General features: G+C 35.2%; 17 protein-coding genes, 2 tRNA genes and 2 pseudogenes. 9 read left to right on the top strand and 12 right to left on the bottom strand.

The window, feature by feature from the left end; genetic code table 11:
• Positions 1–329: 329 nt before the first annotated feature.
• The 4 genes from LEP1GSC049_RS211680 to LEP1GSC049_RS211665 all read right to left on the bottom strand — a co-directional run bounded on the left by LEP1GSC049_RS211680 (position 330) and on the right by LEP1GSC049_RS211665 (position 5,914).
• Complete coding sequence (locus LEP1GSC049_RS211680) at positions 330–3,290, bottom strand: TonB-dependent receptor (protein WP_004761126.1); 2,961 nt, start codon at positions 3,288–3,290, stop codon at positions 330–332.
• Complete coding sequence (locus LEP1GSC049_RS211675; RefSeq protein WP_004782217.1) at positions 3,287–3,985, bottom strand: LA3241 family PerA/PerB upregulated protein; 699 nt, start codon at positions 3,983–3,985, stop codon at positions 3,287–3,289. Before LEP1GSC049_RS211675 ends, LEP1GSC049_RS211680 begins: the two co-directional genes overlap by 4 nt.
• 73 nt (positions 3,986–4,058) lie before the next feature.
• Positions 4,059–5,444 carry an oxidative stress response protein LipL48 gene (gene lipL48, locus LEP1GSC049_RS211670; RefSeq protein ID WP_004755882.1) on the bottom strand — a complete coding sequence of 462 codons (1,386 nt, stop codon included), beginning with the start codon at positions 5,442–5,444 and terminating at the stop codon, positions 4,059–4,061.
• A gap of 155 nt (positions 5,445–5,599) precedes the next feature.
• Entirely contained in the window at positions 5,600–5,914 is a 315-nt protein-coding gene (locus tag LEP1GSC049_RS211665) for an LIMLP_04285 family protein (RefSeq protein ID WP_004755734.1), read from the bottom strand.
• A 1,276-nt stretch (positions 5,915–7,190) separates the two neighbouring features.
• Between LEP1GSC049_RS211665 and LEP1GSC049_RS02000000224790 the strand changes: the two are divergent.
• Together LEP1GSC049_RS02000000224790 and LEP1GSC049_RS211660 are read left to right on the top strand one after the other, a co-directional pair.
• A pseudogene (locus LEP1GSC049_RS02000000224790) lies at positions 7,191–8,989 on the top strand (adenylate/guanylate cyclase domain-containing protein).
• A gap of 4 nt (positions 8,990–8,993) precedes the next feature.
• Positions 8,994–10,139 (top strand): FecR family protein, encoded by a 1,146-nt coding sequence (locus LEP1GSC049_RS211660; RefSeq protein WP_004757005.1) that lies wholly within the window; start codon positions 8,994–8,996, stop codon positions 10,137–10,139.
• Positions 10,140–11,071: 932 nt separating this feature from the next.
• On the opposite strand, the gene LEP1GSC049_RS211655 is transcribed toward LEP1GSC049_RS211660, so the two are convergent.
• Positions 11,072–11,476: a hypothetical protein gene (locus LEP1GSC049_RS211655; RefSeq protein ID WP_004755790.1), complete on the bottom strand. Its 405-nt coding sequence runs from the start codon at positions 11,474–11,476 to the stop codon at positions 11,072–11,074.
• Between the two features lie 523 nt (positions 11,477–11,999).
• Between LEP1GSC049_RS211655 and LEP1GSC049_RS211650 the strand changes: the two genes are divergently transcribed.
• Together LEP1GSC049_RS211650 and LEP1GSC049_RS211645 are read left to right on the top strand one after the other, a co-directional pair.
• A complete protein-coding gene (locus LEP1GSC049_RS211650) occupies positions 12,000–12,908 on the top strand; it encodes an LIC10906 family membrane protein (protein WP_162833669.1) in 909 nt (302 codons plus the stop codon).
• 207 nt (positions 12,909–13,115) lie between these two features.
• Positions 13,116–13,424: an LIC_10907 family protein gene (locus LEP1GSC049_RS211645; protein ID WP_004756992.1), complete on the top strand. Its 309-nt coding sequence runs from the start codon at positions 13,116–13,118 to the stop codon at positions 13,422–13,424.
• Positions 13,425–14,303: 879 nt separating this feature from the next.
• Here LEP1GSC049_RS211645 and LEP1GSC049_RS211640 read toward each other — a convergent pair.
• From LEP1GSC049_RS211640 to LEP1GSC049_RS211625, 4 genes are all read right to left on the bottom strand, one after another.
• The gene (locus LEP1GSC049_RS211640; RefSeq protein WP_004763860.1) at positions 14,304–14,696 is read right to left on the bottom strand and encodes a hypothetical protein; all 393 of its coding nucleotides are present in this window, start codon (positions 14,694–14,696) and stop codon (positions 14,304–14,306) included.
• Between the two features lie 1,001 nt (positions 14,697–15,697).
• Positions 15,698–16,494 (bottom strand): IS5 family transposase gene (locus tag LEP1GSC049_RS2000000227590; protein WP_162833666.1). Its coding sequence is split into 2 segments (ribosomal slippage): positions 15,698–16,149 and positions 16,149–16,494, totalling 798 coding nucleotides; the frame shifts between segments, so codons are not numbered across the junction.
• Positions 16,495–16,792: 298 nt separating this feature from the next.
• A tRNA-Tyr gene (locus LEP1GSC049_RS211630) sits at positions 16,793–16,877 on the bottom strand.
• Between the two features lie 10 nt (positions 16,878–16,887).
• A tRNA-Thr gene (locus LEP1GSC049_RS211625) sits at positions 16,888–16,960 on the bottom strand.
• A 159-nt stretch (positions 16,961–17,119) separates the two neighbouring features.
• Between LEP1GSC049_RS211625 and LEP1GSC049_RS211620 the strand changes: the two genes are divergently transcribed.
• The 4 genes from LEP1GSC049_RS211620 (at position 17,120) to LEP1GSC049_RS211605 (ending at position 20,867) form a co-directional block, all read left to right on the top strand.
• Positions 17,120–17,506 (top strand): hypothetical protein, encoded by a 387-nt coding sequence (locus tag LEP1GSC049_RS211620; RefSeq protein WP_025175958.1) that lies wholly within the window; start codon positions 17,120–17,122, stop codon positions 17,504–17,506.
• A gap of 63 nt (positions 17,507–17,569) precedes the next feature.
• Positions 17,570–18,394, top strand: a complete 825-nt coding sequence (locus LEP1GSC049_RS211615) for a transketolase (protein ID WP_004755702.1) — start codon at positions 17,570–17,572, stop codon at positions 18,392–18,394.
• A gap of 574 nt (positions 18,395–18,968) precedes the next feature.
• The gene (locus LEP1GSC049_RS211610) at positions 18,969–19,856 is read left to right on the top strand and encodes a transglutaminase-like domain-containing protein (protein ID WP_016749942.1); all 888 of its coding nucleotides are present in this window, start codon (positions 18,969–18,971) and stop codon (positions 19,854–19,856) included.
• A gap of 51 nt (positions 19,857–19,907) precedes the next feature.
• Complete coding sequence (locus LEP1GSC049_RS211605) at positions 19,908–20,867, top strand: polyprenyl synthetase family protein (RefSeq protein ID WP_016748525.1); 960 nt, start codon at positions 19,908–19,910, stop codon at positions 20,865–20,867.
• Positions 20,868–21,007: 140 nt separating this feature from the next.
• On the opposite strand, the gene LEP1GSC049_RS2000000228540 is transcribed toward LEP1GSC049_RS211605, so the two are convergent.
• Entirely contained in the window at positions 21,008–21,214 is a 207-nt protein-coding gene (locus tag LEP1GSC049_RS2000000228540; RefSeq protein WP_004774785.1) for a hypothetical protein, read from the bottom strand.
• Positions 21,215–21,926: 712 nt separating this feature from the next.
• On the opposite strand from LEP1GSC049_RS2000000228540, the gene LEP1GSC049_RS211600 reads away from it, so the two are divergent.
• Positions 21,927–22,430: an SRPBCC family protein gene (locus LEP1GSC049_RS211600; RefSeq protein WP_004755742.1), complete on the top strand. Its 504-nt coding sequence runs from the start codon at positions 21,927–21,929 to the stop codon at positions 22,428–22,430.
• Positions 22,431–22,757: 327 nt separating this feature from the next.
• Here the strand turns inward: LEP1GSC049_RS211600 and LEP1GSC049_RS211595 are convergent, their stop codons facing one another.
• Entirely contained in the window at positions 22,758–23,513 is a 756-nt protein-coding gene (locus LEP1GSC049_RS211595) for an LIC10920 family plasminogen-binding lipoprotein (RefSeq protein WP_004755750.1), read from the bottom strand.
• 41 nt (positions 23,514–23,554) lie between these two features.
• Positions 23,555–23,820 (bottom strand): annotated as a pseudogene (locus tag LEP1GSC049_RS2000000228350) (hypothetical protein).
• Positions 23,821–24,029: the final 209 nt, after the last annotated feature.

Consider the following 24,029-nt stretch of genomic DNA (forward strand, 5'->3'; position numbering starts at 1 on the left):
GTTAGATTGTTTCAAAAATTTGAATATTTTGGTCCTGCTTTAAAATGCAGTAAATCCCGAATTTGTGGTATTTTTTAAGTAATACTATTTTTTTCGTAAATTCGGCCGTTAATAACTTAGTACTATTTTCATGCGTCCGAGTAGTAAGTTAGATGACAAAGTGCAAAATAGCTTACATTCAAACAACGCTTTGCAATCAAAATTAAAGATAGCAGGATCAATAGAATTTAAAATTATATATACGAAGCAAATTTCATCTCGGTGTTTTGGTCTGTCCCAGAATTATTTTCTCTTCGCATACGCGAAGAGAAAATCGCCTTTGGTGAAATTTATAATTTATACGTTGCGGAAAAGGAAACGTCCAAACCGGTTCTATATTTTTGAAATACATATTCTTGTCCTGTTAAAGGATCTGTTTGTGTGATTTTAAATTGTGTGTTCATGACGTTTCTGACGGAAGATCTAAAATCAAGACGATCGTTATGTCTGTAAGTGTAAACCACATCGGAGGTTCCGGTTCCTTTTTGGATTGCGTTTGGAACTCCGTCTGATCCTACCAGTGCGATTCTATCGCTAAAGTAATTATAATAAAATCCTACATTATGTTTTTTGCTTTTACTTACGAACATGTCTACTTTCAAATTGGCTACAAAGTCAGATTGACCTTGTAGAGGTCGATTGAGGGTAGTAGGGGAGTAGGCCGCGTATGTCGAAAGAGGGTCCACTTGTCCAGTGGTGATCAAACCGTAGATTTTAGAATCGATTACGTCCACTCTTGACTTGATAAAGAAAACGTTTGCCTCTACTCTTAACCACCAAAGAAGTTCTTTACGATAATCTAATTCGATTCCTCGGATTGTTGCTTGTTGGGCGTTTGCGTATTTATACACTAAACTTGCGCTTCCCGCAACTGGTAGACCGATCAGCTCGATCGGATTGGAAAGATTTTTAAAAAAGGCACCGACTCCGATATAATCTGTATTTGTAATATAATATTCCCATCTAAGATCGTAGTTATGAATGTAAGTCCTTTGAAGACTTGCATTTCCAAAAATTCTGTCTGCTTGAAAGTAGGCGGCAAAACCGAAAGGAGAAAGTTCTCTTAGATCCGGTCTTGTAAGGGTTTGAGAATAACCTAATCTAAGATTCATGTCTTTTGCAAATTCCCAAACCACGTTTGCAGAAGGAAGTTTGTCCTTTGTCCTTAGTTCCCCGATTCCAACATTAGTCGCATCGCAAATATTAGCCCTGACTAACAATAGTCTTTCTTCTTCGGAATTAGTTTTACATCCGTAGCTGGTATTAAAGCCGTTCCAACTGTTTTTAAGATCGTAGGTTTTGGTTTTTTGATAACTGTCTTCGTATCTGACTCCTACAATCGATTTTAATTTTGCAAGAATCGGAACTTCTAACTGAGCGAAAGCGGCGCGTAACGCTTGAGAAGCGTCGTATGCGTTGTTTCCGGACGCACGTTCGTAAATTTTTCTATTTCCATTTGCATAGGCCAAAGGATTATAAATTACTTCTCCAGGAATCGGATAGATCACGTCTCTATCGCTACCGGTGAAGTTTCTTTGTGCGATTTCTCTAAATTCAAAATGTTTAAAACGATCTAAGTTGCTGATTCCGAACTTCAACTTACTTTGAAGTCCGTCCCATTGATTGAAAGGAATTTCGTATTTCAAAGACTGGCTTCTGACGGTATCTGCGGTGTTAGAAAAATATCTGGTTCCGTCCGGATTGTTCCCCAATCTTCTATAACCGTTTGCAAGATCGGTTCCACCTTGAGACCAAGCCTGATTTCTTGCGTCTGGTTCATCTCTTTCGGCTAACGCGTAATTGACGTTCCATTCCACTTTATGAGGTCTTGCGCTAAAGGCTCTGACTTCGTGTTCTCCGCCTAATGTGTTGTTGAAGATGGTTCTACTGATGAAGTTTAGGTTTGTGGATTTAAAATTAAAGTTGTCAATGTAATTGGAGCCGTCTCCTTCTCGGACAATTTTATCGGACTGCACCGAATATAACGTTTTTATAAAAAACTGTTGTCCGATTTTAGGTTCATAAGCTAAATTTAAATTGTTACCCCAAAGAACTTCCTCCCCGTAAATTTTGAGATTGTTTTGATTCAGAGGACGTAACATATTAGAATCTTTTAAATAAATGGAAATAGGATTGGAGGCTTGAAAACGAGCATTTGCTTCTTCTCTATAGTTATAACTTCTGTTATACGTGGTTCCTGCAAGGATTCCAAATCTTCCCCACTTTTCAGTCTTAAACGAATTTCCTGCGGAAATACTAAAGGATTTGTTAAAAGGGGAATCTTCTTCTTTTGGAGACCATTCTTGGTTAAAAGACAAGGCTCCTACTTTTATCAGACTGGTAGGAATTCCTCCAAAACGATCTCCTTCCACAAATGGAATCACTTTTGGCAAACCTGCGATCATATCTGGAAGCTCTTGTTTTTTAGAAACCAAACCGAAGTTATTGTTCATTTCTCCGGTATCAAACGTTTTGAATTTATGACCGGCCACCTGAGTGTTCTTTCCCACACCTAAGGAAACGGAAAGTGAAAGAGTGTCCGGATATTCTTTGGTTTCGATTTTAACGATACCGCCGGAAAATTCCGCCGAGTCTTCTGCGGAAGCGGTTTTAATAACTCTAATGTTTTTAATCACACCCGCAGGAAATAAATCTAAAGGAACGATTCTTTTATCTGGCTCGGGAGAAGGTATTACGGAATCGTTTAAAATGGTATTTGAATATCTTTCTCCTAAACCTCGTACGAAAATAAATCTACCACCCACAAGAGTGATTCCCGTTACTCTTCTAAGAACGTCTCCAGCGGAAGAATCCGGACTTTTTTTAATCGCTTCTTCGCTGATCGCATCGGAAACAACCCCGCTTTTTCTTTGTAAAGCCAATAAGGCGGATTCAGAATTTTCAAGACCTCTACCTTTTACTTCTACCGTATCCAACACCTGAGCTCCCATCACTACGTTCATAGAAACCCGAGCACCCGGAGAGATCGTAACTTTTTTAAATTGAGTGGCAAATCCTATCATTTGGAATTCTACAGAATGTTCGCCTGGTGGAAGATTCAATTCGTATTTACCGTCGAAGTCGCTTCGAGTAGCAGCTTTGATCGATCGAACGATGATCACAGTTCCAAAAACAGGATCTCCCGATTCCGAATCCACGATTTTACCAACCAGTTTACCGGTGGATTGACCTAATACAGGACTTGTCATCAGAGAGAGAAAAAAGAATAAGCTTAGAATTTTATGTTTCATGTTCCGTACGTACAAACTTTAAATTGATTTTTATGTTCTATAACGAGTTTGATCTCTTCGATTCGGATCGTCTTGGATCCTATTTGTAGATCGAATTCACCGATGATATATCCGTTGATATTAGTCAGCTTACGTATGTTATACGGCTGACTAAGCGGGAGAATTTTAAAATTCCCATTTGTATTTTGAATCTGTTTTCTGATTTTATCTAAACCGGCGGTTCTTCTTAAACGAATCAGATACATAGAATCTTCTATTTTAGAATTTGCTGTTATATTGTTTTGATTTACGTTATTGGGAAGATAGATTTTTCTGATTTCTTCTGGGCTGCAGGAATAACGAAGTGAATCGTCCTGTCTATTTGGGTTGTCTCTAATTTCCGTCAGAGCGATTTGAATGGCTTTTTCAACCGAAGGAGAAGAGTTTTGAATTTTATAAGATTCTTTAATTTCCGATTTTAGAATTTCTTGATCTTTTAGGATTTCTAATTTGTATTTAGGGTCGGTAAGTTCTTTATTTAAATTTGGTTCGGGATTGCTCTTTTTACAATCAAACGAGAAAGCTGATAAAAATATAAATATTAGAATATTAAAAAAAACAAAATGATATTGATTGTATGTAATAACCTCGTTTACTTTTTTTGTCCAATAAGACAGTTTTTGGAGGATTTTATTTTCGAATTTTTTTTGAAACATGTTCTAATGATTTTAAAATAGATTAAAAATTTTGAATTAGGATTCCCAAATTAGGGAATCCTAATGTATAAGTTTATCTTGCTCTATAAACGGTCCAACCGAAAGCCCAGTTCAAACCGTTTACCATACCGCCGTAAGTGGTGTTATCGGTAAAAAACGAATCCGAGGATTGAGCGCTTAGAGCGGAACCGGCTAAAGCCGCGGCTTCTCCGGAAGGTTGATAATCCGGTTTGGTCGCAAATTCGCAGTTATCCGAATCTCCAGAACCTAAGGAAATTACAGGAGTGGAAGAAAGTCCGTTTGTAGGTAACGAACAAGCCGCGGTATTTCCGTTTCCTTTAGAAGCTTCTACTAAGACGTTTGCAAAAGTAGGAGAGGTCACTGGACCACCTACGCTTGCATTCGCTACACAATCAACGTTTCCGGCTTGAAAACCGTAAATGGCTCCGTTCGAAAATTTACCTTGAAGTCCTTCTCTCAGTCTTGCTCCAAATCCGTTGGAAACGCTTTTTCCAAGAAGAGTAAAGTTGGAAAGTTTTACGTTTGTGGCCGTTTTAGAAGTCGCGGATGCGGTACCACCGCTATGAGTTCCGTCCATTTCAAAACCGTGTGGGTCGGTGGATGCGGTTCCACCACAACTAGTAGGATATTTATGAGCGATTAAGAACTGAACTTTTCCAGTGAAAGCTTCATCTAAATCTAAATCGTCGTCCATTCCACCGGTCATCAAAAGATATTTACCAGTCCAAGCGCCACCCCAAGCTTCTATACCGTCGTCCAAATGTCTGTGAACTTGAACGTGATCTAAAGTAGTACCACTTCCTACCACATACATAGAAAGTCCGTTTAACTCGTCACCGGGAGAAACTTCGTTTCCGGCAAATTCAACGATCGTATAAGTAAGGTTACCCGAACTTCCGTTATCATTGGCACCGCTATTGTATTGAAGACCGGTTCCACCTTCCGTGTTTTGTGCGGCTGCTCTGGAACCAATACCGTCTCCTACGATCAAGATACCACCCCAATCGCCTGGGGCTCTGTTTCCGGAAACTTTAGAAGAAGTAAAACATACGGGTGCGGCAGCGTCTCCGTTTGTAACGATCTTTCCTCCTTGTTCGATGATTAAAGCGGAACCAGCAGTTCCGAAAATTACAGAACCTCTTTCAAAAGTAAGAGTAGCGCCATTTTTAACTCTAACAATTCCACTTAACGAAGAAGAAGAGTAGGCGGAAAGATTTTGACTAGAAGTGATGTTACCCGAAAGAACCGTGTTTCCACCTTGAACGGAAGCACCGTCGCAGATAGCGGCTCCGGCGTCGCTATTTCCTCCCGATAAGAGAGCAAGAAGCAACAACATACTGTTATCGTCTTTGTCTTCTTTACAATTGATAAAAGAAGAAAGTAATAAGGCCGCACTTACGATTAAAAGCAAAGCCCTTTGTAGGAAAGTTGATTTCATTTTATAACTCCTTGAAAATAAACCGTAGAAGGTCTGAAACAAAGGTAGAGGGAAGGAGTTACGTATAAGTTACAAACTGATATAATTCGCGTAACTTTCGTCAAATTTAAAAGGAAGTTTTTTTGTAGAATAAAAACGTAGAATGACATGGTTTTTTATGGAAGTATAAAGAATAAGATTAAAAGTAAACTCATTGATCCCAGAGCAAGAAAACGATCTGATTTGGTTTCCTCTTTTGATTCATCTTCTTTTGTCCAAGTGACTTCTTTTTTTTGGATTGTAACGGCCTCTTTTTTAAAACCTCTTCTTGTGCCGTCTTGGTATTCTACGATAATTCCTTGTTCGTTTTCTAAAGTTTTAACATTTTCAATCACTTCATTTGTTTTAGAGTTTGTGACTGTGTCCGCAAAAAGTGAGTTGAAAGAGAATAGTGCGCATACACATAAGAATCCGAATTGTTTTGTAATCATATTGTAATCATTCTCCTTTGAGAATGATATTCGCTTCTCATTCCTATCCAATTCTACAAGAGGAAAATTGTGAGAATTGTTACAATCGTATTAAAGATAACTTTAAAGAAAGTTCTATAAATTAACCAGAATGCGACTTAAGGAATTCATTTTTTCGAAAAAAGTTAGAATCTAAACTAGTATATTCTATATTTATAATGAACTTGTACTCTGAACAGACAGTTAAAGAACAAAGTGCTGTCTAAAAAAATAATTATAGTTAAAATGATTACAAAGACGAATTAAAATAATACTCTGGATTTGTTTCCAAGGTTAGAATATGTAATCCCGCCCAAAAAAAACCAACAAATCTAAGTTATACGCAAATTGTAAGAACTTTTACATCTTTGCAAAATCGATCATAAATATTTATTATAAAGGCGTGTTTAAGGGCAAAATGTTGGGTACTTTATGATATAGTTCTCGAGTTCGTAAAATAAAAATTCATTTTCTAAATAAAATAGAGTTGTTGAAAAATTAATTCTCCATCCGTTTCTATTTTATGGAAACGGTCGATTAAAGCAGTTTTGTTAATTGAACTATGGAATCTCTCAACAACTCTAATGATAAAAATGTTTTCCGAAAAATAAAGAAAGGCTTTTATTATAAAGTTTTAAAGTTCTTTTAGAACCACGGAATCGATCCGTAAAAAAGTTAGGAATAAATTACGTTCGATTTCATTCAACAAATAAAAACCAGTGGATTTCGGAGGTCGTTTTCTGAGATCGATAAATCGTGTCGTAATATTCACAAATTGGAAATAAATTTATAAATTCTAAATAATAAACTAACAGAATTTTTCGTCAGTTAAATTTGAGTCCATTGGACTTAAATTTATAAAGTTTATTTGCTTTCGACAGATATTTTTACGTAGGAAATTCTGAATAAAAAGGAAGATTCTACGGTTTTAAACTAAAAAAGTAAACAATTGAAAAAGTTTCGCTATACAACTGTTATCTGAGGTTTGTGACTAGTTCCTCGGACGTAATTATGGGGTTGAATTGAAACGGCTTTAACTTTTTTAGAATGGAGGCGTAAAAATTTTTTTCGTGGATTTGTTTACTCGGAAGGAACTAATCTAATTGAAATCAGAAAAAATGAATGATTCGAAACCTTACGGAGCCGATCATTTAAAAAGAACTTCTATAAAATCAATTTGTAAAATAGTGTTGTTTTATAAATTCAATTGAATGTAATAGACTCTTTGATCGGATAACAAAACTCGAACGGAAACGTTATGAATTCATTGCTCAATCTATACAACTGGAATATCCGCCAAAAGTTAATGGTGATCATTTCGATTATCATACTTATCTCTTTAGGAACAATCATCGCTCTCGCTACATATTTTTTCAAATCGGATAACGAAATTCGTGTCAAAGAAAATAACTTGAAGCTGACGGACGTAATTAGTCAGAAAATACGTTCGGATATTGCTTCTTTGACAAAACGTTCTCTGCTTCTTGCTCGGTCTATGGCGGATTCGGAGGAATCTAGCGATATTTTACAAAACGACGACGATATTTTTTATCTGAAAATTTTCAGAAAAGAAGGTTCTGATTATGTAGGTGTAAAACGAATCATCGATGAACGTACACTGAAAGACTTTAAGGTTAGTTCGAATAACGCGGATAAAATTGTACGTAAATATTTAAACGGACAAAAAAGGCTCAGGTCGGAAAACCTCTCGTATTTAACGTATCACCCGATTTTCGCAGACCGGTATTGTATCTTTCCATTTTTGTAGGGGACGGAAATAATTCTGCAATACTTGTTTCTTTGGTTAAAATGGATTCTATATTAGATTCTTTTAAAACATCCGGGATCACACAATTTTTACTAGTAGGAAACGACGGAAAACTGATCGCACATTCCGATTCTAAATTGATCTTACAACCTACTGATCTTAAAGACGAACCGATCGTTAAAAATTTATTGGAAAGTCCAATCAGTAACGGACAAACCCGCTATAAAGGAAAAGATGATCAATATTATTTAGGTTCTTTTAGAAGAATCGGATACGCAGGGCTTGGAGTAATTTCTAGTACTTCTGAAAAGAAAGCATTTGAAGAAGTTTATAATATTCAAAAAAGAAATATTTATCTGATGATCGTAGTGGTAAACGTTTCTATATTATTCGTATTTTTTTATGCAAGAAGACTGACAAGACCCATACTTAAACTCGTAGACGCTTCCAAACAAATCGAACAAGGAAACTTTCATATAGATCTCAAACCGGAGTCAGGGGACGAAATCGGAAAGCTCACTTCTTCCTTTGTCGAAATGGGAAAAGGTTTATCTGATCGAGATAAGATGAAAGACGCATTCGGAAAATTTGTCAACAAAGACATCGCGGAAATGGTTTTACGGGGAGAAGTAAAACTAGGGGGAGATAAAAGAGAATGTGTAATTTTATTTTCCGACATTCGTAACTTCACTTCTATCTCGGAAAAAATTGAACCGGAGTTAGTCGTAGAATTTTTAAATCAGTATTTTACAGCAATGGTAAAGTGTATTAACGAAAACGGAGGGAGCGTCAATAAATATATAGGAGACGCTATCATGGCCGTTTGGGGAGAATTGGGGCATACGAATTCCGACACGGAAAGATCGATTCTGGCCGCGCTGGATATGCGTAAGAGTTTAATACAATTCAACAAAGGAAGAGGGAGTGATAAAAAACCAAAAATATTGATTGGGATTGGAATCAATACGGGAGAAGTCATTGCGGGTCAAATCGGTTCTGAGGATAGGCTGGAATATACGGTTATAGGTGATACTGTAAATCTTGCGTCTAGAGTGGAATCTTTGACGAAAGTATTTGGTGCAGATATATTAATCACAGGAAATTCTTACGAAAAGGTAAAAGGAATTTTTAATGTAGAAAAACTAAAACCGATACAGGTAAAAGGAAAAAAATCTCTGCAGACGATCTATGCGGTTTTAGGGCATTCTAAAGATAAAAATTGTCCTAAAAATTTGAAGGAGCTTAGAAAACAAATCGGAATGGAATTCAAATCTGGCAGGTCTAAATAACGATATGAAAGATAAAATTCTTTCAGGCGACAAACCGGTTTTATTTCTTCTTATATTTAATATCGTATTGTTTACGGGAGTATTTATATATGATTATACTCGATACGGATATCAAGGTTCTCAAAAAGTAATTGGAACCATTCTTTATAAATCGAATACAACTCGAAGAAAATATGATTCCGAAGTGGTCTGGAAAGAAATTGAAGTGGGGAGTTCCGTCCAAAATAGGGATACAATTTTAACTTCGGAGGGTTCTCAAGCAAAGATTAAACTTTTAGATGGAAGCGAGATTATGATCGCTGAAAACTCAATGATCTTTATAGACTATTTGGACAATCGTGCCAATTTAGAAATTTCCGCAGGTGGTTTACAGATTACAAGAAAAGCGGATAATAAAGAGAATACTTCTTCTTTAGGAATTCGTTCCGGTGACGGAGTGTTAAAACTTGTAGAAGGGGTTGTAAACGTAGAAAAGAAAAAGAATCAAAGAACTCTGGATTACGCGATTCTTTCCGGAGCTGTTAAACCTGATCCTAGCAATCCTTTTCCAATGCCACCTAAAAAATCTTTAAACGGATTTGAGAAGTTATTTCCTGGATCGGAGAATATTCAAACTGTTAAATCCATTCAAGCAGCCGCTTCTGCTGCAAATTCTAATCTACCAACTAACACGAATTCGGCGACTAATCCAGGTTCCCTCGGAACTTCTTTATCAGGTTCTAATACTACCCCGTCTATAAAATCTGAAAATACTACAACAAAATCACAAAACGCGGGAACAGATTTACAGTCTAAACCTGGTTTAAAAACAGAACGGATGGGTTCATCCGGAAATAAAACGTCTGTTTCCGATCAAAACGAAAGTAATTTGAAACCGGATTATGATCCGGGAGATTATATTAAAAAACAAAAATATGAACATAAGGTTCAGGAGAAATCCGATTCTCCCGCAGTTCACCAAAATAAAACCGAGTTTAAACCATCCGAGTCGACTCAGGCGCCATCTAAGAGTGGTAGATCTTCCTTTCCGGACGTAAAAAAACAAAAACAAAATCGGGAATGGACCCCTGAAGAATTACTTCGGCAAGAAAAAGAAAAACGTAGAAGAGAAAGAGAAGATAAAGAACAAAGAGAATTTTTGCGAATGTAAAGATGAACTCTCATCTACATGGATGAAGAGTCGTTTTATGGTGATTTTTGAATTTCTCTAAAACCAATAAAAAATTTCCGAATCAGATTTTTACTTAACGTGATCAGGGAGTAAGAAAATCGGTGGCCTAGTCGTATTCATCCTGATTTTCTTACGCTAAATTCTATAAAATTAAATATTGTTTTTATTATAAAACGCTGCTGGGATATTTAATATTAGGTACTGTTATATATCTCTTGAGTAGTACTACAAAAAAATCTGAATGAAATTATGACCTTGTGCGATTTTCTCCGATAAGATTTTTATTCAGAGCTTGTCCCAAAACCTCAAAAAATTTTACACGACCATTCTTTAGAAATTTTTAATAAAATGTAGAGTTCCTACATTGGACGGTTTTGGGACAAGCTCTCAGTTCTTTTTTAAGAAAAAAACGCACTCGAAACAGAGTGCTCAATGTTAGGATGTCTAGAAAAATTGAAATTATTTCGCAAAACTTTTAAACGGCTTCCAAGAAAAACAAGACTATAATTGTGATCCTCTTTCTCAAAAATATCACAAAATTTCTTTGAGCTCAAATACTATTGTTGTAAAATTTCAGTCAATATAAATTCAATTGTGGTATAAATTTATTATATTATATCTCAAAAAAGAAAAAAATTGTGATTTAAAAAATGATTTTGGTTAACAGATAGTTTAAAAATTAAAGAAAAACTTAGTGTCTGCTCTAAGCAAAATCAGCGCGTTGGGTTATGATGTAGATCGTGTTTTAAAGTTTTACACGGGTTTGGTGAAAAATAATGGAAAAAATTTTATAAAGGAAAACGCCATTATAAAACTCAAGGTTAATAATCTTAAAATCTAAACTTGTATAAGATTTTATTTCGATTGATTTTCAAGAAAGGGTTTTGTTTAAGCAATTCTTGAAGTATTTCTTAGTTGTTTTCGATTTCTTGTTTTCCCAGGCTAAAAATAAGTCTTTGAGCGATTTCAAATTCTTTTTTTGGAAGTACTGTAAGAATTTCAATCATCTTAGGAAGACCTTCCTTAGAAGTTATTTTTTTCAACAAGGTCTTTTCCAATTCAAATTCTTTTGTTTTTGTTCGGGATGTTTGTATTTGTCGAATTACTTTTTCCGGAAGTTTTCCTTCGAGAAGCCATTGTCTTCGATATCCATGTACCATTTCTATTGTAATTGCTGCATCTTCCGGTATTGGAAATCTACCACTCAGCCAGCCGCTGATTGTCTGTTTGGATTTGCCAATTGTGACTCCAAACTCCCTTTGATTTCCTTTGAAATCTAAAAGTATGGTTTTTAGTCTTTTTTTTTGCTCGCTCAAAATATATCCTAAGAATAATACTTTTTAATTGACATTAGTATTAAAATAATACTAATCTGTCTTTAGAAAACCTATAAGTAGCACAACTTTCAAAAAATCAATTCAAATGTCAGTTCTATTGCAATTATGGGTCATAATCTTTAAAAAAAATAAATAGTTTTATGCTATAGAAATGGGTTGGGTATATAAAAACATGTTTTTGTCGTTGAAAAATAAAATGTTTTTGATCTTTCCATTTTCTTATCCTCAGAGTGAACTTCCTTTCAAAAAAATTACCGATGTCGTAGCGAAGCGAAAAATAAAATCGATGTAAAAGTTTTGTTGGAACACGCTCAAAGGAAAAAGGGCCTAATTCTTTTCCTCTTGAAGATGAATCTGAGTAAATCTTCGTCTGAATTTGAACCATAGATAAGGATTGACGGTTGAGATATATCATCGTGAATTTCAAAACAGGGTCTGGTTACAGAGCCAAATTACCATCGATAAGCGAAGATAAATATTAAATTTAGCGAAGAATTAGCGTATGAACAATCTTAACCATTTAATTCCAGTTTTAGCGGGATTTCTCCATTTGTTTTTTGGAATGTATGTCTTTAGTTTAAAACCAAGACAAAAGCTACAAACTTTATTCCTGTTCATGAATATATGTATGGCTCTTTGGCTCTGCATCCAAGGCCTTAGAGGATTATTTCCTCTTGAATACCGTAATTTCGGATTAAACATAACGTTCCTTCCGATGTCCATTGCAACTTTTATCTATTATCTTCTTTGCAAGAAGATGGAAAATCCGGATCAGAAAATTTCGATTTGGATACAAGGTGCGGGTTTGATCGGGTTTCTTTATTTCACTTGGGCTTCTTTGAATCAGAAAATGGTCGTACTGGGTGATCCGAACACTTTCGTTTTCGATTTTAGTTTGAACTACCATTTGATCATCACCTTTTCGGCTTTTTGGGTTGTTTTGTCTGCTTGGACAATTTTAAAGAGAATGTTGGTTAAAAGAGGGAATGATAAGGTAAGACTTTTTTTTATTTTACTCGGTTCCATGTTTGCCTATCCAATAACTTTAGTATTCATTTATTTTCTGCCTTTTTTAGGAATTTATAAAGCCTACTTATCTTCTTTGGGCCTTTCTATTGGATCGATTTGTTGGGCGGTTGCAATTTTGCACTATGACGCTTTTAAAATTAAAGCTGGGTTGATTCAAGGTCAGAGAATTTCTTTTATTAACCGCTTGGCTTCCAAACCTTTTTTGACGTTGATGGGCAAGTTGGATCCAATGCGGTTTATTCAAAAAAGTTCTAAGGAAAAAGAAGAACTCACAAAACAAATTCTCATCCAGGATTTTTACCTTGCTGAAAATACAGGTGAGATATCGGTCGATGAAAGAGCTAAAATACTCTCTAGACGATTCGGTAAATATTTTAAGTAAATTATCTAAAAACATTCAAAAATTCATCTGTGATAATATTATTTGACTTATTATCACAGATGAATACCTTTGTGCTATCGGATATATTTCGAATCAGAATCGGAGTCAACTTTTTTTGTTATTTGAACTCGGATTTGTTTTGAACGATCGATTTCTTTTAATCAATACTAAAATTGATTTTTAGTGATTCGCATGGCGGAGGTGAATATGTTGAAGTGGTATGATCCGGCAGAATTAGAGGATTTTTTAGGTTCATTGCCTAAATTTAGAGCGAAACTTCGACTTGCGTCCGAATATAAAAATCGCCAAGAAAAAGTGCCAAAAGAACTCAGATATATCATTTTGATTCAAAAATTGTATCTGCAAAAGAAAGTACTTTTAAGGCGAAACGAATGGATGAAAGGGGAATTAAGAAGTATTTTCTCGGAAAAGGTCCAAATAGAGAGTGAATTTAAAGTTCTAGAAAAACTATTAAAAGAAATACGGAATGAAAATGCAGATTTGATTTGTGGTTAATCTGATTTTATACTACTTTAGAACTATATAATAAAGAACTCAATTTAATAGTTTACACTTCAATAATAAAGTTGTTGAAAATTGAATTCTTCATCTGTTTCTATCTCATGGAAACTGCCGATTAAAGCAATTTTGTTAATCGGAACTATGGAATTTTTTAATCGCTCAAAATGAATATTTAAAAATTTGTAATGTGACTTAATTTGTAGGAGCTATTACAATTTACGATTTTACAGCTAAATTCCGAAACGTGGGAACTCTCACAATTAATAGTAAAATTTTAGGTCGTAACTACAGCCATACTTCAAATGTGGGAACTATCACTTTTAGAAAAATTTTTTGAATGCTCTTAAACCAAACTAATAAGAAATTCCACATATTGACGTAATCTTTGCGTCTTTGAGTAGCCCTTTGTCACTGAACTTTTGGTGGTAGTTCTCACATTTTATTTTTTACTGATCTCTATCAAATTGAGTGCCTAAATGACGTAAGTTGCATTCGCTTTAGTTTTCCGAGTCGCGTTTAAAATTCAATGCATCGCTCTGCAGGTTGTATTCTAAATTAAATCTAAAGACAAAATAGCGTATTAAGTTTCTTTTATACAATGTGTTGACCGGAACTAAAAAGCTCGGGCCGGCTGTGGCAGGCCGGATTTGTTCCGGTTTTCTTACGCCTCTCACGTTAAATGTGACGGACTGTTTCTATAAGAATTCTAACAGTTTATTATAAACCTTTAAAGTATCATTGTTTATAACTTTTTAGGGTAAATTTCTACGTAGAAACTTGATTTGAAACGTTGTTTTTCAATTTTATTAAAATTTTCACGAAATGAATTTTAAAGAAACCTATTTCCGAAAAGTAAAATTGTTCTCAGAGAATTTAAATTTGAATTCCTCTTTTTTTGAGAATGTCTAAGGCAGTCTGTTTTAACAATGGGTGAATTTGAAACTCAGAAGCGTCTGGAAAACTGGGAGGAACTTCGGCGGCCGGATCTATAGGTTGGACCTTAAATTTATCTGCACCGATCCACTGACTAAAAGCCCAAATCATTCTTTGGAAAATTTCATCGATCCGTTTTTGATAACCTGCTTTCTTATAATAACCATAGGCGAGTAAGGGCATTTTTTTTTCGTACATAAAGTGATCCCCTAAACGAATAAGTCCGTCTTTATATTCTGCTTTGATAAAAAGATCTCTGGCTTTTCGGATATTACCTTCGTTGAAGGCGCGATTGCCTTCTCGGATTGCTTCCGCTCTTTCTTTGGAATCCATATTTAAACAGTCGGACATTTTTTGGATTTGCGCAAGTGAAAAATGAAAGAATAGCAGATGTTTCTTTTGAAGTTTTTGATTGGAGTTGAGTTTCATTTTTTGAAAGCAATTATGGCTTTTAATAGAAATAACGCGAAATGGATCGATGCTAGGGAACTTTAGCAGAATGTTCTTTCAAACTAAAGCGTTTTGTTAAACTTTCACTATAGATCGCGTTTTATATTGAATCTAAAGACAAAATATCGTATTAAGTTTCTTTTATGCAATTTATTGACCAAAGTTAAAGAGCCTATCCAGCAACGCTAGATTCGCTCTATTTTCTTACGTTGAAGTCATATTATTGAAATGTTAAACTTATTGGATTGGTTCTTTTTATATAATTTTGAGTTAGAATCAAAAATTGGAAGTCTATGTCTTCTATATTAGAAGAATATAAATAAATTTTACTTTGAATGTAGTCGTATCTTTCTAGTGCTTTTTGCAAATGTCTAGTTAAATATTGTATCAATAATTTTTCTCTACTTTAGAAAGAAAGAATTTAGAAAATTTTCTTTAAAAATAAAGTTTCTATATTTTGTTTTTTATGAAAAATTAAGTTTTGAAACAAGTTTACCATAATGTAATTTGCAACATTCAGGGTGCTAAGTACAATTATTACTCATAACTTTATAATAAAATACCTATTATTTTGCATGGAATCAGTGTTTTGTGATAAAATTAAAGGTACTCAATTTTATAGAGATCAGTAGTAATTGTAAAATTTAGATTTGTAATAGTTCCCATATTTTATTTTTACGGAAAAATTAGGTTTTATAAAATGAATCTTTTACACCGAACTCACGTTCAATGATAATAAAAGTGATCTTAGCAATATTAGATAAGTATAAGAAAATTTTTCGGTTGTATGTAAGAATAATAGCCTTTAGGTTTGAAAGGAATTTTATTAGATAGGGAAGGATTCGCCGTCTCACATCGTGTTTGACTAAGAGCCGGTCTCAAAACTACCTATCAAAAAAGTTAAAAGCAATGATAGAGCTTGCGAGATAAAGAGATGCAAGATAATTTTCAGATTTTCTTTCCCAACGAATTAGGATAGCCCTGAATCGATTGTGCCAACTGTTAGTTCTTTCAACGACCCATCGTCTAGGTTTTCCTTTATATTTACCAATGAGAGGCTTCTCACCTTTTTTCCGAATATGAGATTGAATGTTTCTTCTTTTGATTAAAACTTCTATATCTTTGAAATCATATCCTTTATCTAAACAAAGATGTTTTGGTTTCTTTTTTCTTCTACCGGAAAAAATCAGGATTGAATTCAACGTATCTTTTACAGCGTGTTTATCATGAACATTGGCTCCACTCAATGTTATGGCCAAAGGAATTCCATTTCCATCTGTAAGAATATGCCGTTTAACCCCCAATTTGGCACGGTCTGTAGGGTTTTTCCCAGTTAAGCTCCCCCTTTGGGAGCTTTAACCATTGCCGAATCCATCGAAGCCCAGTCCCATGCTATCTGATTCTTTACATCATAATATTTTAAAATAGATTTATAAATCTTTTTGAATACTCCTGCTCGTTCCCATTCTTGAAATCTTCTGTGACAAGTTTGGCCAGATCCAAACTCATTCGGAATGGCACGCCACTGACAGCCTGTTTTCATTCGATAGATGATACCGGCCATTACTAATCGTGTTGGTACTCGATTGCGACCTCCTTTCGGATTTACCTTTTCTTTCGGGATCAATGGGGCTATTTGTTTCCAAAGTCCATCCGGTATCTCTGAATAATATTTGTCCATTTCACAAGTAAATAATTACGATTCAAAAGTACAACCAGTTTTGAGACCGGCTCTAAGCTCCACGGCGCTTTCTGCACGCTGGATCGCGTTTGAAACTCAGTAAAACGCTCTCTACGGTCGCTCGAAGTAACTCAGCAAAACGCTTTTTACGAAAGCGTTTTAGGTTGTGGGCCAGTCCACTATGAAATTTGCGAGCTGCGACGACAACCTTGTTGCACTTGAGTTTATTATTCGCCCCGGTTTTCTTACGTCGAACTCACGTTACTTATATGATTAAATTGTAAAGTTATTAAAAAGATGGTGGGCAGGGAAGGATTCGAACCTTCGAAGACATAGTCAGCAGATTTACAGTCTGCCCTCGTTGGCCACTTGAGTACCTACCCGAAGAAAAACAGCTGCCTATAGGAATCGAACCCACAACCGTCTGATTACAAATCAGATGCTCTACCAATTGAGCTAAGGCAGCAATTTGCTATGGAAGCCAGTATTGCAGGCTCTTTTTCTTGGTCAAATAAAAAATCCGAATAGGCCATTCTTAACATTTCAAGAACGATTTCTTTTTTTAACTTTAGAATTTACTTGAAAAAGAATTTGGACCGCGGTTCGTATGTCCAAAATAAAAAAGATGATTCTCACCCTGATACATATAGGAATGACTCTTTCAATCTCTTGTTTTTATACAGGTTATTATTTTCGTTTTAGAAAAAATTCTCTGCATCGTATTTTCAATCTGTTCGGTGCAATGTTTAATCTAACAACTGCCTTTTCACTTTTATATCTGAAGTATTTAGGCGGTGGTTTAGAGAAAATGGGAATCTTTCCTGCTGTAGAACGCTGGGTAATTGATACACATCGTGTATTCGCATTATTGACCTTGGTTTTAATGCTTTTGATGGTTTGGTCCGGGATCACTCGAAAAAAAGAATTTCACAGAAAACTACACTATATTTTCCTTCCTCTATACACTGCTATTTTCCTTTCCGGTTTGGTATTGTTTCGTTCTTCGAACTGACCTTGTTCCGGCACCCTTGTTTTGAGGTTGGGAATCGCATTATCTCATTCGCTTAGGAAGAATATGAACGAAATCAAAGAACTCAAGAACTTTGCAAACGAACTCAGAAAGAGTGTGATCAAAATGGTAACCGCCGCAAACTCGGGCCATCCGGGCGGCCCCTTAGGTCTTGCCGATATTTACGCGGTTCTATATAAGAAAATTCTAAATCATAAACCTTCTGATCCGGATTGGGAAGAAAGGGATCGTTTGATTCTTTCCAACGGTCACGTATGTGCGATCCGTTATGCGGCTATGGCTCATTCCGGCTATTTTCCTTTAGAAGATCTGATGACTTTCCGCAAGCTGGGAAGTAAACTTCAAGGTCATCCCTCTACTCGTTATATGAACGGTATCGAAAGTTCTTCTGGTTCTTTGGGTCAAGGACTTTCCGTTTCCGTTGGCCTTGCACTTGGGGCTAGATTCAAAAAACAAAATCATAAAATTTATGTCTGTATCTCCGACGGAGAATGCGGCGAAGGAATGACCTGGGAAGCGGCCCAATCTGCTGTACACTATAAATTAGATAATCTGATTGTCTTTATGGATAAGAACGGAATCCAGATTGACGGTTTTACAAAAGACGTGATGAACCTCGAACCTCTGAAAGAAAAATTTATTTCCTTCGGCTGGAACGTTTTAGAAGCGGACGGTCATGATATAGAACAAATCATTTCCGCATTTGAAAAAGCAAAACTTCACAAAGGATCTCCTACGATCATTCTTTTTAAAACGGTACTTGGAAAAGGTGTTTCTTTTATGGAGAATAATCCGGGATGGCACGGAACTCCTCCTAAACCGGAAGAAGAAAAAAAGGCTCTCGAAGAATTATCTACAATTTCCATTTAAAAAAATTCCTATTCATTAAAGTTGTTGAATGTGATAGTTAACAAAACTGCTTCAATCGACCGTTTTCATGAAACAGATGAAGAATTCATTTTTCAACAATTCTAATGTCGTTAGGTGGGATTTTTGGTTGGAATTTTTTAGAAAGTGTTTCGTTAAATAGATTTCAATATAAAGTTTTTTTTATAGATAAAAGTTCCATTCTTATATTAGATTATGATGGACCACTATAAAACGGTAAAAAGAATCATTTTGCTGAGTTTTTGATTACTCATTCCTATGAAAATACATACCGTAAATTTTTATTGTAAGGCCTTGTTTCAAAGTAAAAATATTAGGAACTTTGTTATATAGACTTTGAGTAAAATTTTTTAATCTTAACTTTCAGTTTTTTATGCCGTAAGACATAGTTAATTTACGATCGTTTCAAAATTCAAAATCTATACTATAAGAAGACTTTAGTCTCCTTAGTAAGTAAATGCTGAATTACTTTTGCGATAGCTCTCGTTTCATTTTTTCCGATGACGGATTCTATTCTGAATTGACTCATTTTGTTTTTTGTAAAAATATATTGTTTATGCCTTATTACGAGTCTTTTCACCTTCCTCCCGATAAGTTAGAAGAAAAGTTTTACCAACTCGAGTTCTCCAATAAGGAAGAAAAAGTTCGAGTGATACGTGAAATTGCGGATATGATTCCCTGGCAATTTGAAATTAGTGATTTTATAGAAGAATTTAAGGACCCTACGTTGAGGGTTTTTGCTCGTTCCGTTTCTTCCATCGTTCATCTCGAACGTATCAATACACGTTATTCGCTTCTTGCAGATAAAGGCCACGTCAACGACTACGGTGATTTAGAAGAGGCGGTATTTCTTCTGTCTAGTGTAGGAGATCCGGATGCTTCTTATCACGAATTCAAAATTTATTTGGATCGGCTCGCACTTAGAGTAGAAGAGTTATGCGATTTAAACCCCGAGTACGTTTCTGAAGAATTGAAGGTTCATTTTTTAACGAGGGTTCTTTCTTCCGAAGAGAATTTTCAGGGAAATAGCGATCAGTACGACGATCCGGATAATTCCTTTGTTACTCGAATCGTTCATACAAGGAAAGGGATTCCTATTTCTCTTTCTGCGATTTATCTTTTAGTTGCAAAGAGACTTTCCTTACCTCTTTACGGGGTAAATATGCCTCTTCATTTTCTTCTTCACTTCGATTCTACGGATTACGAAACTTTTATCGATCCGTTTCATGGAGGAGTGCTTTTAGATAAGTCCACTTGTATTCGTTTTTTAGAAGCGAATAGTTTTGTTCCAAGTGAAAGATATTTCACTAGGGCCAGTACTCTTTCGATTATTAAAAGAATGTACCGCAATTTAATTCATATATACCGCAAAGAACAATTTCGGGATATGGAGGACATTCTTTCTAGGCAACTTCTGATTCTGGAAAACAAACTCAAAGCTTGAAAAGAGTTCTTGCTTGAGCCTGTAGCGTTATTTTGAATACTTGTCACCACGGTGAAAGTTTCGGTATTGAAAGATTCTCTGATTCGGAAATTCGACAAAAAATTAGAAACGATCATTCGAGAAGACCTTAAAATTCTTTCCGAAATCAAAACCTACACAATCCAATCGGGTGGGAAGAGGATTCGTCCCATTCTTCACTACTGTCTCTGTCAACTTTTAGGTTATTCCGGTAAACACTGGTTAGACGTAGGAGCCATTGCGGAATTGATTCACGCGGCCAGTTTACTTCACGACGACGTGGTGGATGAGGCGGAAACTAGAAGGGGACTTCAAAGCGTGGGTTCTAAATTTGGCAATAAAACGGCGATTCTTGCCGGAGATTATCTTCTTGCTTGTGGAATCGAACATCTAAATGGCCTGGGTTATTCCGAATTGATGGAAGTTTTTACTCAGGTTATCAAGGATCTTTCCGTTTCTGAACTCATCCAAATGGAATGGGAAAAAAATCCTAAAATAACTTTAGATATTTATAATAAAATTATATATGGAAAAACCGCTTCTTTATTTGCCGTTGTGTGTGTATCGGCGGGGATTCTTTCTGGTAAAAATGAAAAGGAAAAAAAGAAACTCAGGCAATTTGGGATTGATTTAGGTTCTTTTTTTCAGAAAAAAGACGACGCGATCGATTATTTTACCTCTGCAAGTAAAAGTGGGAAAATCCCTCTCAAAGATTTTTACAACGGTCTTTATACGTATCCGATTTTGTTGTTACTGGATCAGGCAGATAAAAACGATAAAAAATTGATTCATTCTCTTTTTGCTAAACCGGAAAGATCGCAAGGAGACGGTATTGTGATTTTAAGTCTTCTTTCTCGTTATCAGATTCGAGAATGGATGGACGCGGAGTTTCAAACGATCGCGAACAATTTACTGAAATTCTTAAATGGTTTTTCGGAATCTGCGATTCGGAATCTTTTAAAAGAACAAATTCTAAAACTTTTAGATGAATAAACTTTAATTTATAATTCGTTTTTTAAAATATAGAAACTCATACAAAATTTAGAAATGAAAACCTCTAACGTTTTATTATAAATTTATAAATGTAGGAACTACTAATTTATCGATTAAAAACCTATCATTTCCAGAGAGACCTAATTTGTGGGAACTACAGCAAATCCTGATTTTACAAACAAATTCTTAAATTTGTAGGAACTCATACTTTTAGAAAATTCTTTCTCAGTCAAAACTTGCCTTACAATGGAATTTAAATTTTGATGATGGCCACAAAACAGCAGTTTTGTGCAAAAATCGGATTGGACGGACGATGATTCTTTTATAGTAGTTCCCACAATTTTCAAAGTTTAACTGGTATTTGTGAGAGTTCCCACATCTATTTTTTTTACGAAAAAATTGACCTAAAATAAAACGCATTTCTTACGCCAACTCACGTTGACTAGAGGAAATTTCTATAAAACAACGATTTTTCGATTAGATGGTGATCACCAAACATTGATTTTATGTAGAGTTTCATTTTACTGATCCTTACATAATGTAATGTAAATGAACAAGAAAGGTTCTCAGCTATAGTTAATAAATTATATATAGGAAACATGAATTGTTGGTGAATCTACATTTTCACCTTTGGAATGAGCTCATAATGATTTCTAATAGTAAAATTAAAAACTTATTGTTTATTTAAATCAATGAATCAGTCGTTCCAATTTTAGATTTAAAAAGAATGGTAATTTCAAAAACTGAAACTTTTTTGAAAGTGAATTTGTAAATCGTTTCTCTATAAAATTTAAATACGAAAATTTTGTTATTCAACTTATACATGTGATTACCGTTGTACGATTGTCAAAAAATTCATGATTCAGTTTCTAAAATGTTCCTGCCAGATAAATTTAGAGTTATAATTTTTTGCAAAAATTTTTTGATTGTATTCAGAACGATTCTATGATAAAGAAAGTCTCTGATTACTCGAATACAGATTCAATACTTCTTTTAATCGACCTAACAATCATTTTATGATCTTATCAATAGATTGTAAAAACTTAAGGAGAAATAAAAATGGCGGCTCAAATTTATCCACAACTGGATCCTAAATTAGATTTGGTTCTTGAAAGAACCGTGGACGTTCCGCGCGAGCTGGTTTGGAAGGTTTGGACTACTCCAGAACATCTGAAACCTTGGTTTTGTCCGTCTCCATGGAAGACGATCGATTGTGAAATTGATCTGCGACCTGGTGGAATTTTTAGAACTACGATGCAGTCTCCAGAGGGTGAGAATTTTCCAAACCTAGGTTGTTATTTAGAAGTCATTCCAAATGAAAAGCTTGTTTGGACGGATGCACTTCAACCGGGTTTTAGACCTTCTCCTGACCCAAATCATCCTTTCGGATTTTTTACTGCAATCGTTACGATGGAAACTCATGGAACTGGAACAAAATATAGAGCGACTGCAATTCATGGAAATGAAACGAATCGTAAAAAACACGAAGACATGGGTTTTCATGAAGGTTGGGGAATCGCTTTAGATCAACTCGTGGCTTATGTTAAAAAAAACCTTCTTTGAGAAAAATCGGAAATGGATCGAATCTATAATAAATTTTTAATATGTATTTTTAGATCGATCCAACTCAATTTACAAAATAACATGATGTCATAAGAACTTAAAGTAAATTCAATAGAGTTTTTGAAAAATTAATTCTTGATCTGTTTGTATTGGATTGAATGGACAATTGAAGCAATTTTACGAATTTTCACTATGGAATTTTTCAACAACTCTAATGTAAAAATTTCCGAATAACTTTATGCGATACGAAGCCGGAAATCAATCTAAATATTAAATTTATAATAATCAAATATTCTAAAAGTATAAATGATCCATCTGTATTTAAAATTATTGAGTAGTCGTTCCGCCGCTAGGAATTACGTTAGGAGCATTGCAGGATATATTTCCCGTAATCGTTACAGCAACACCTGGAGTAGATGCCGTAGAAACGCAGGATTTATTGTCTTGGGTAAAACATTGTTGTGTAGTTGTAACTGAAGTACAGTTTACGTTATCAGAAGTATAACACTGATTTAGGATTCCTGTGCTGGAAGAACTATCTAGTAATTTACCCGAAAGGGAAATATCTATATCCATATATTGTAAGGTTTGTTGTTGAGCGGAGCCGTTTCCACTTGGATAAACTGGAATTCCAGAAGTACCCCATTCCACCTTACCAACGTTACCCGTAACCATTTTACCGAAAGCTCCTCCCGAATAACTAAAACCTTGTTGAGGATCAACGGATCCTTGGTATTGAGAAGAATCGAACTGAAATCTAAGCACCATAGATTCTGCAGTGGTTTTCATAATCAACTGACTTGTGATCGTATAACGGTTATTAGACGAGCCGGAAGAGCCTGTGGTTGTAGTGCCTGTAGTTCCAGTGGTACCCGTAGTAGTCCCGGAGGAACTGGTTCCGGGAACTGCGACCCCGCAAGAAGAAATTTTATCGGGGTCTACTTCGCCATTGATATAGATTACGTTTCCGGTGGCTGCGACGAGCACTTGTAGATCGACTTTGTTTTGATCTTTGTGTTCGCAATTGAGAAAAATCGCCGCAAAAAAAATAGATGATAAAAAACCGATATAAAAACGTTTCATAAAATTCCTTTAAGTAATATTGACGGAAAAGCGAATCTTGGTCAAGAATGAAATGCGCCCATCGTTTTCTTAAGATTTTGACCCAGTATTTAAAAGATCGTTCCTCTGGGCCCAAATTCTGAAACAAAATTCGAAAGAATTATCTGCCTAACGTAAAAATTGAATGGGTTCAGGAAATAGATGAAAAACCGTAAAGAGTCTCTATCATGTAATAAAAGACTGAATTTGACTATACGTTTGCGGAAAGTTTTGAAGTTATCTCAAACCATTTTTTAGTTGAAAGTCTATCGAAACAAACCGTTGTCAAAAGTTGTTGAGTTGAGTTACCGGGAACACTTGAGAACTCATTCGTAGTATCTAGGAACTCCTAGATAAAATACAAAAAGTCTGTCCTAAAATTTTAGAATGAATTCTTTTTGAATCTGTGGTAGTTACCACATTTTAGAAATCGATCTATAAAATTCAGATTTCAAAGCTTTTTTTTAGAAAAATAAATTATGGTCGAACTCATGCCAA

The organism is Leptospira kirschneri serovar Cynopteri str. 3522 CT (assembly GCF_000243695.2).
GTDB classification, from domain to species: domain Bacteria; phylum Spirochaetota; class Leptospiria; order Leptospirales; family Leptospiraceae; genus Leptospira; species Leptospira kirschneri.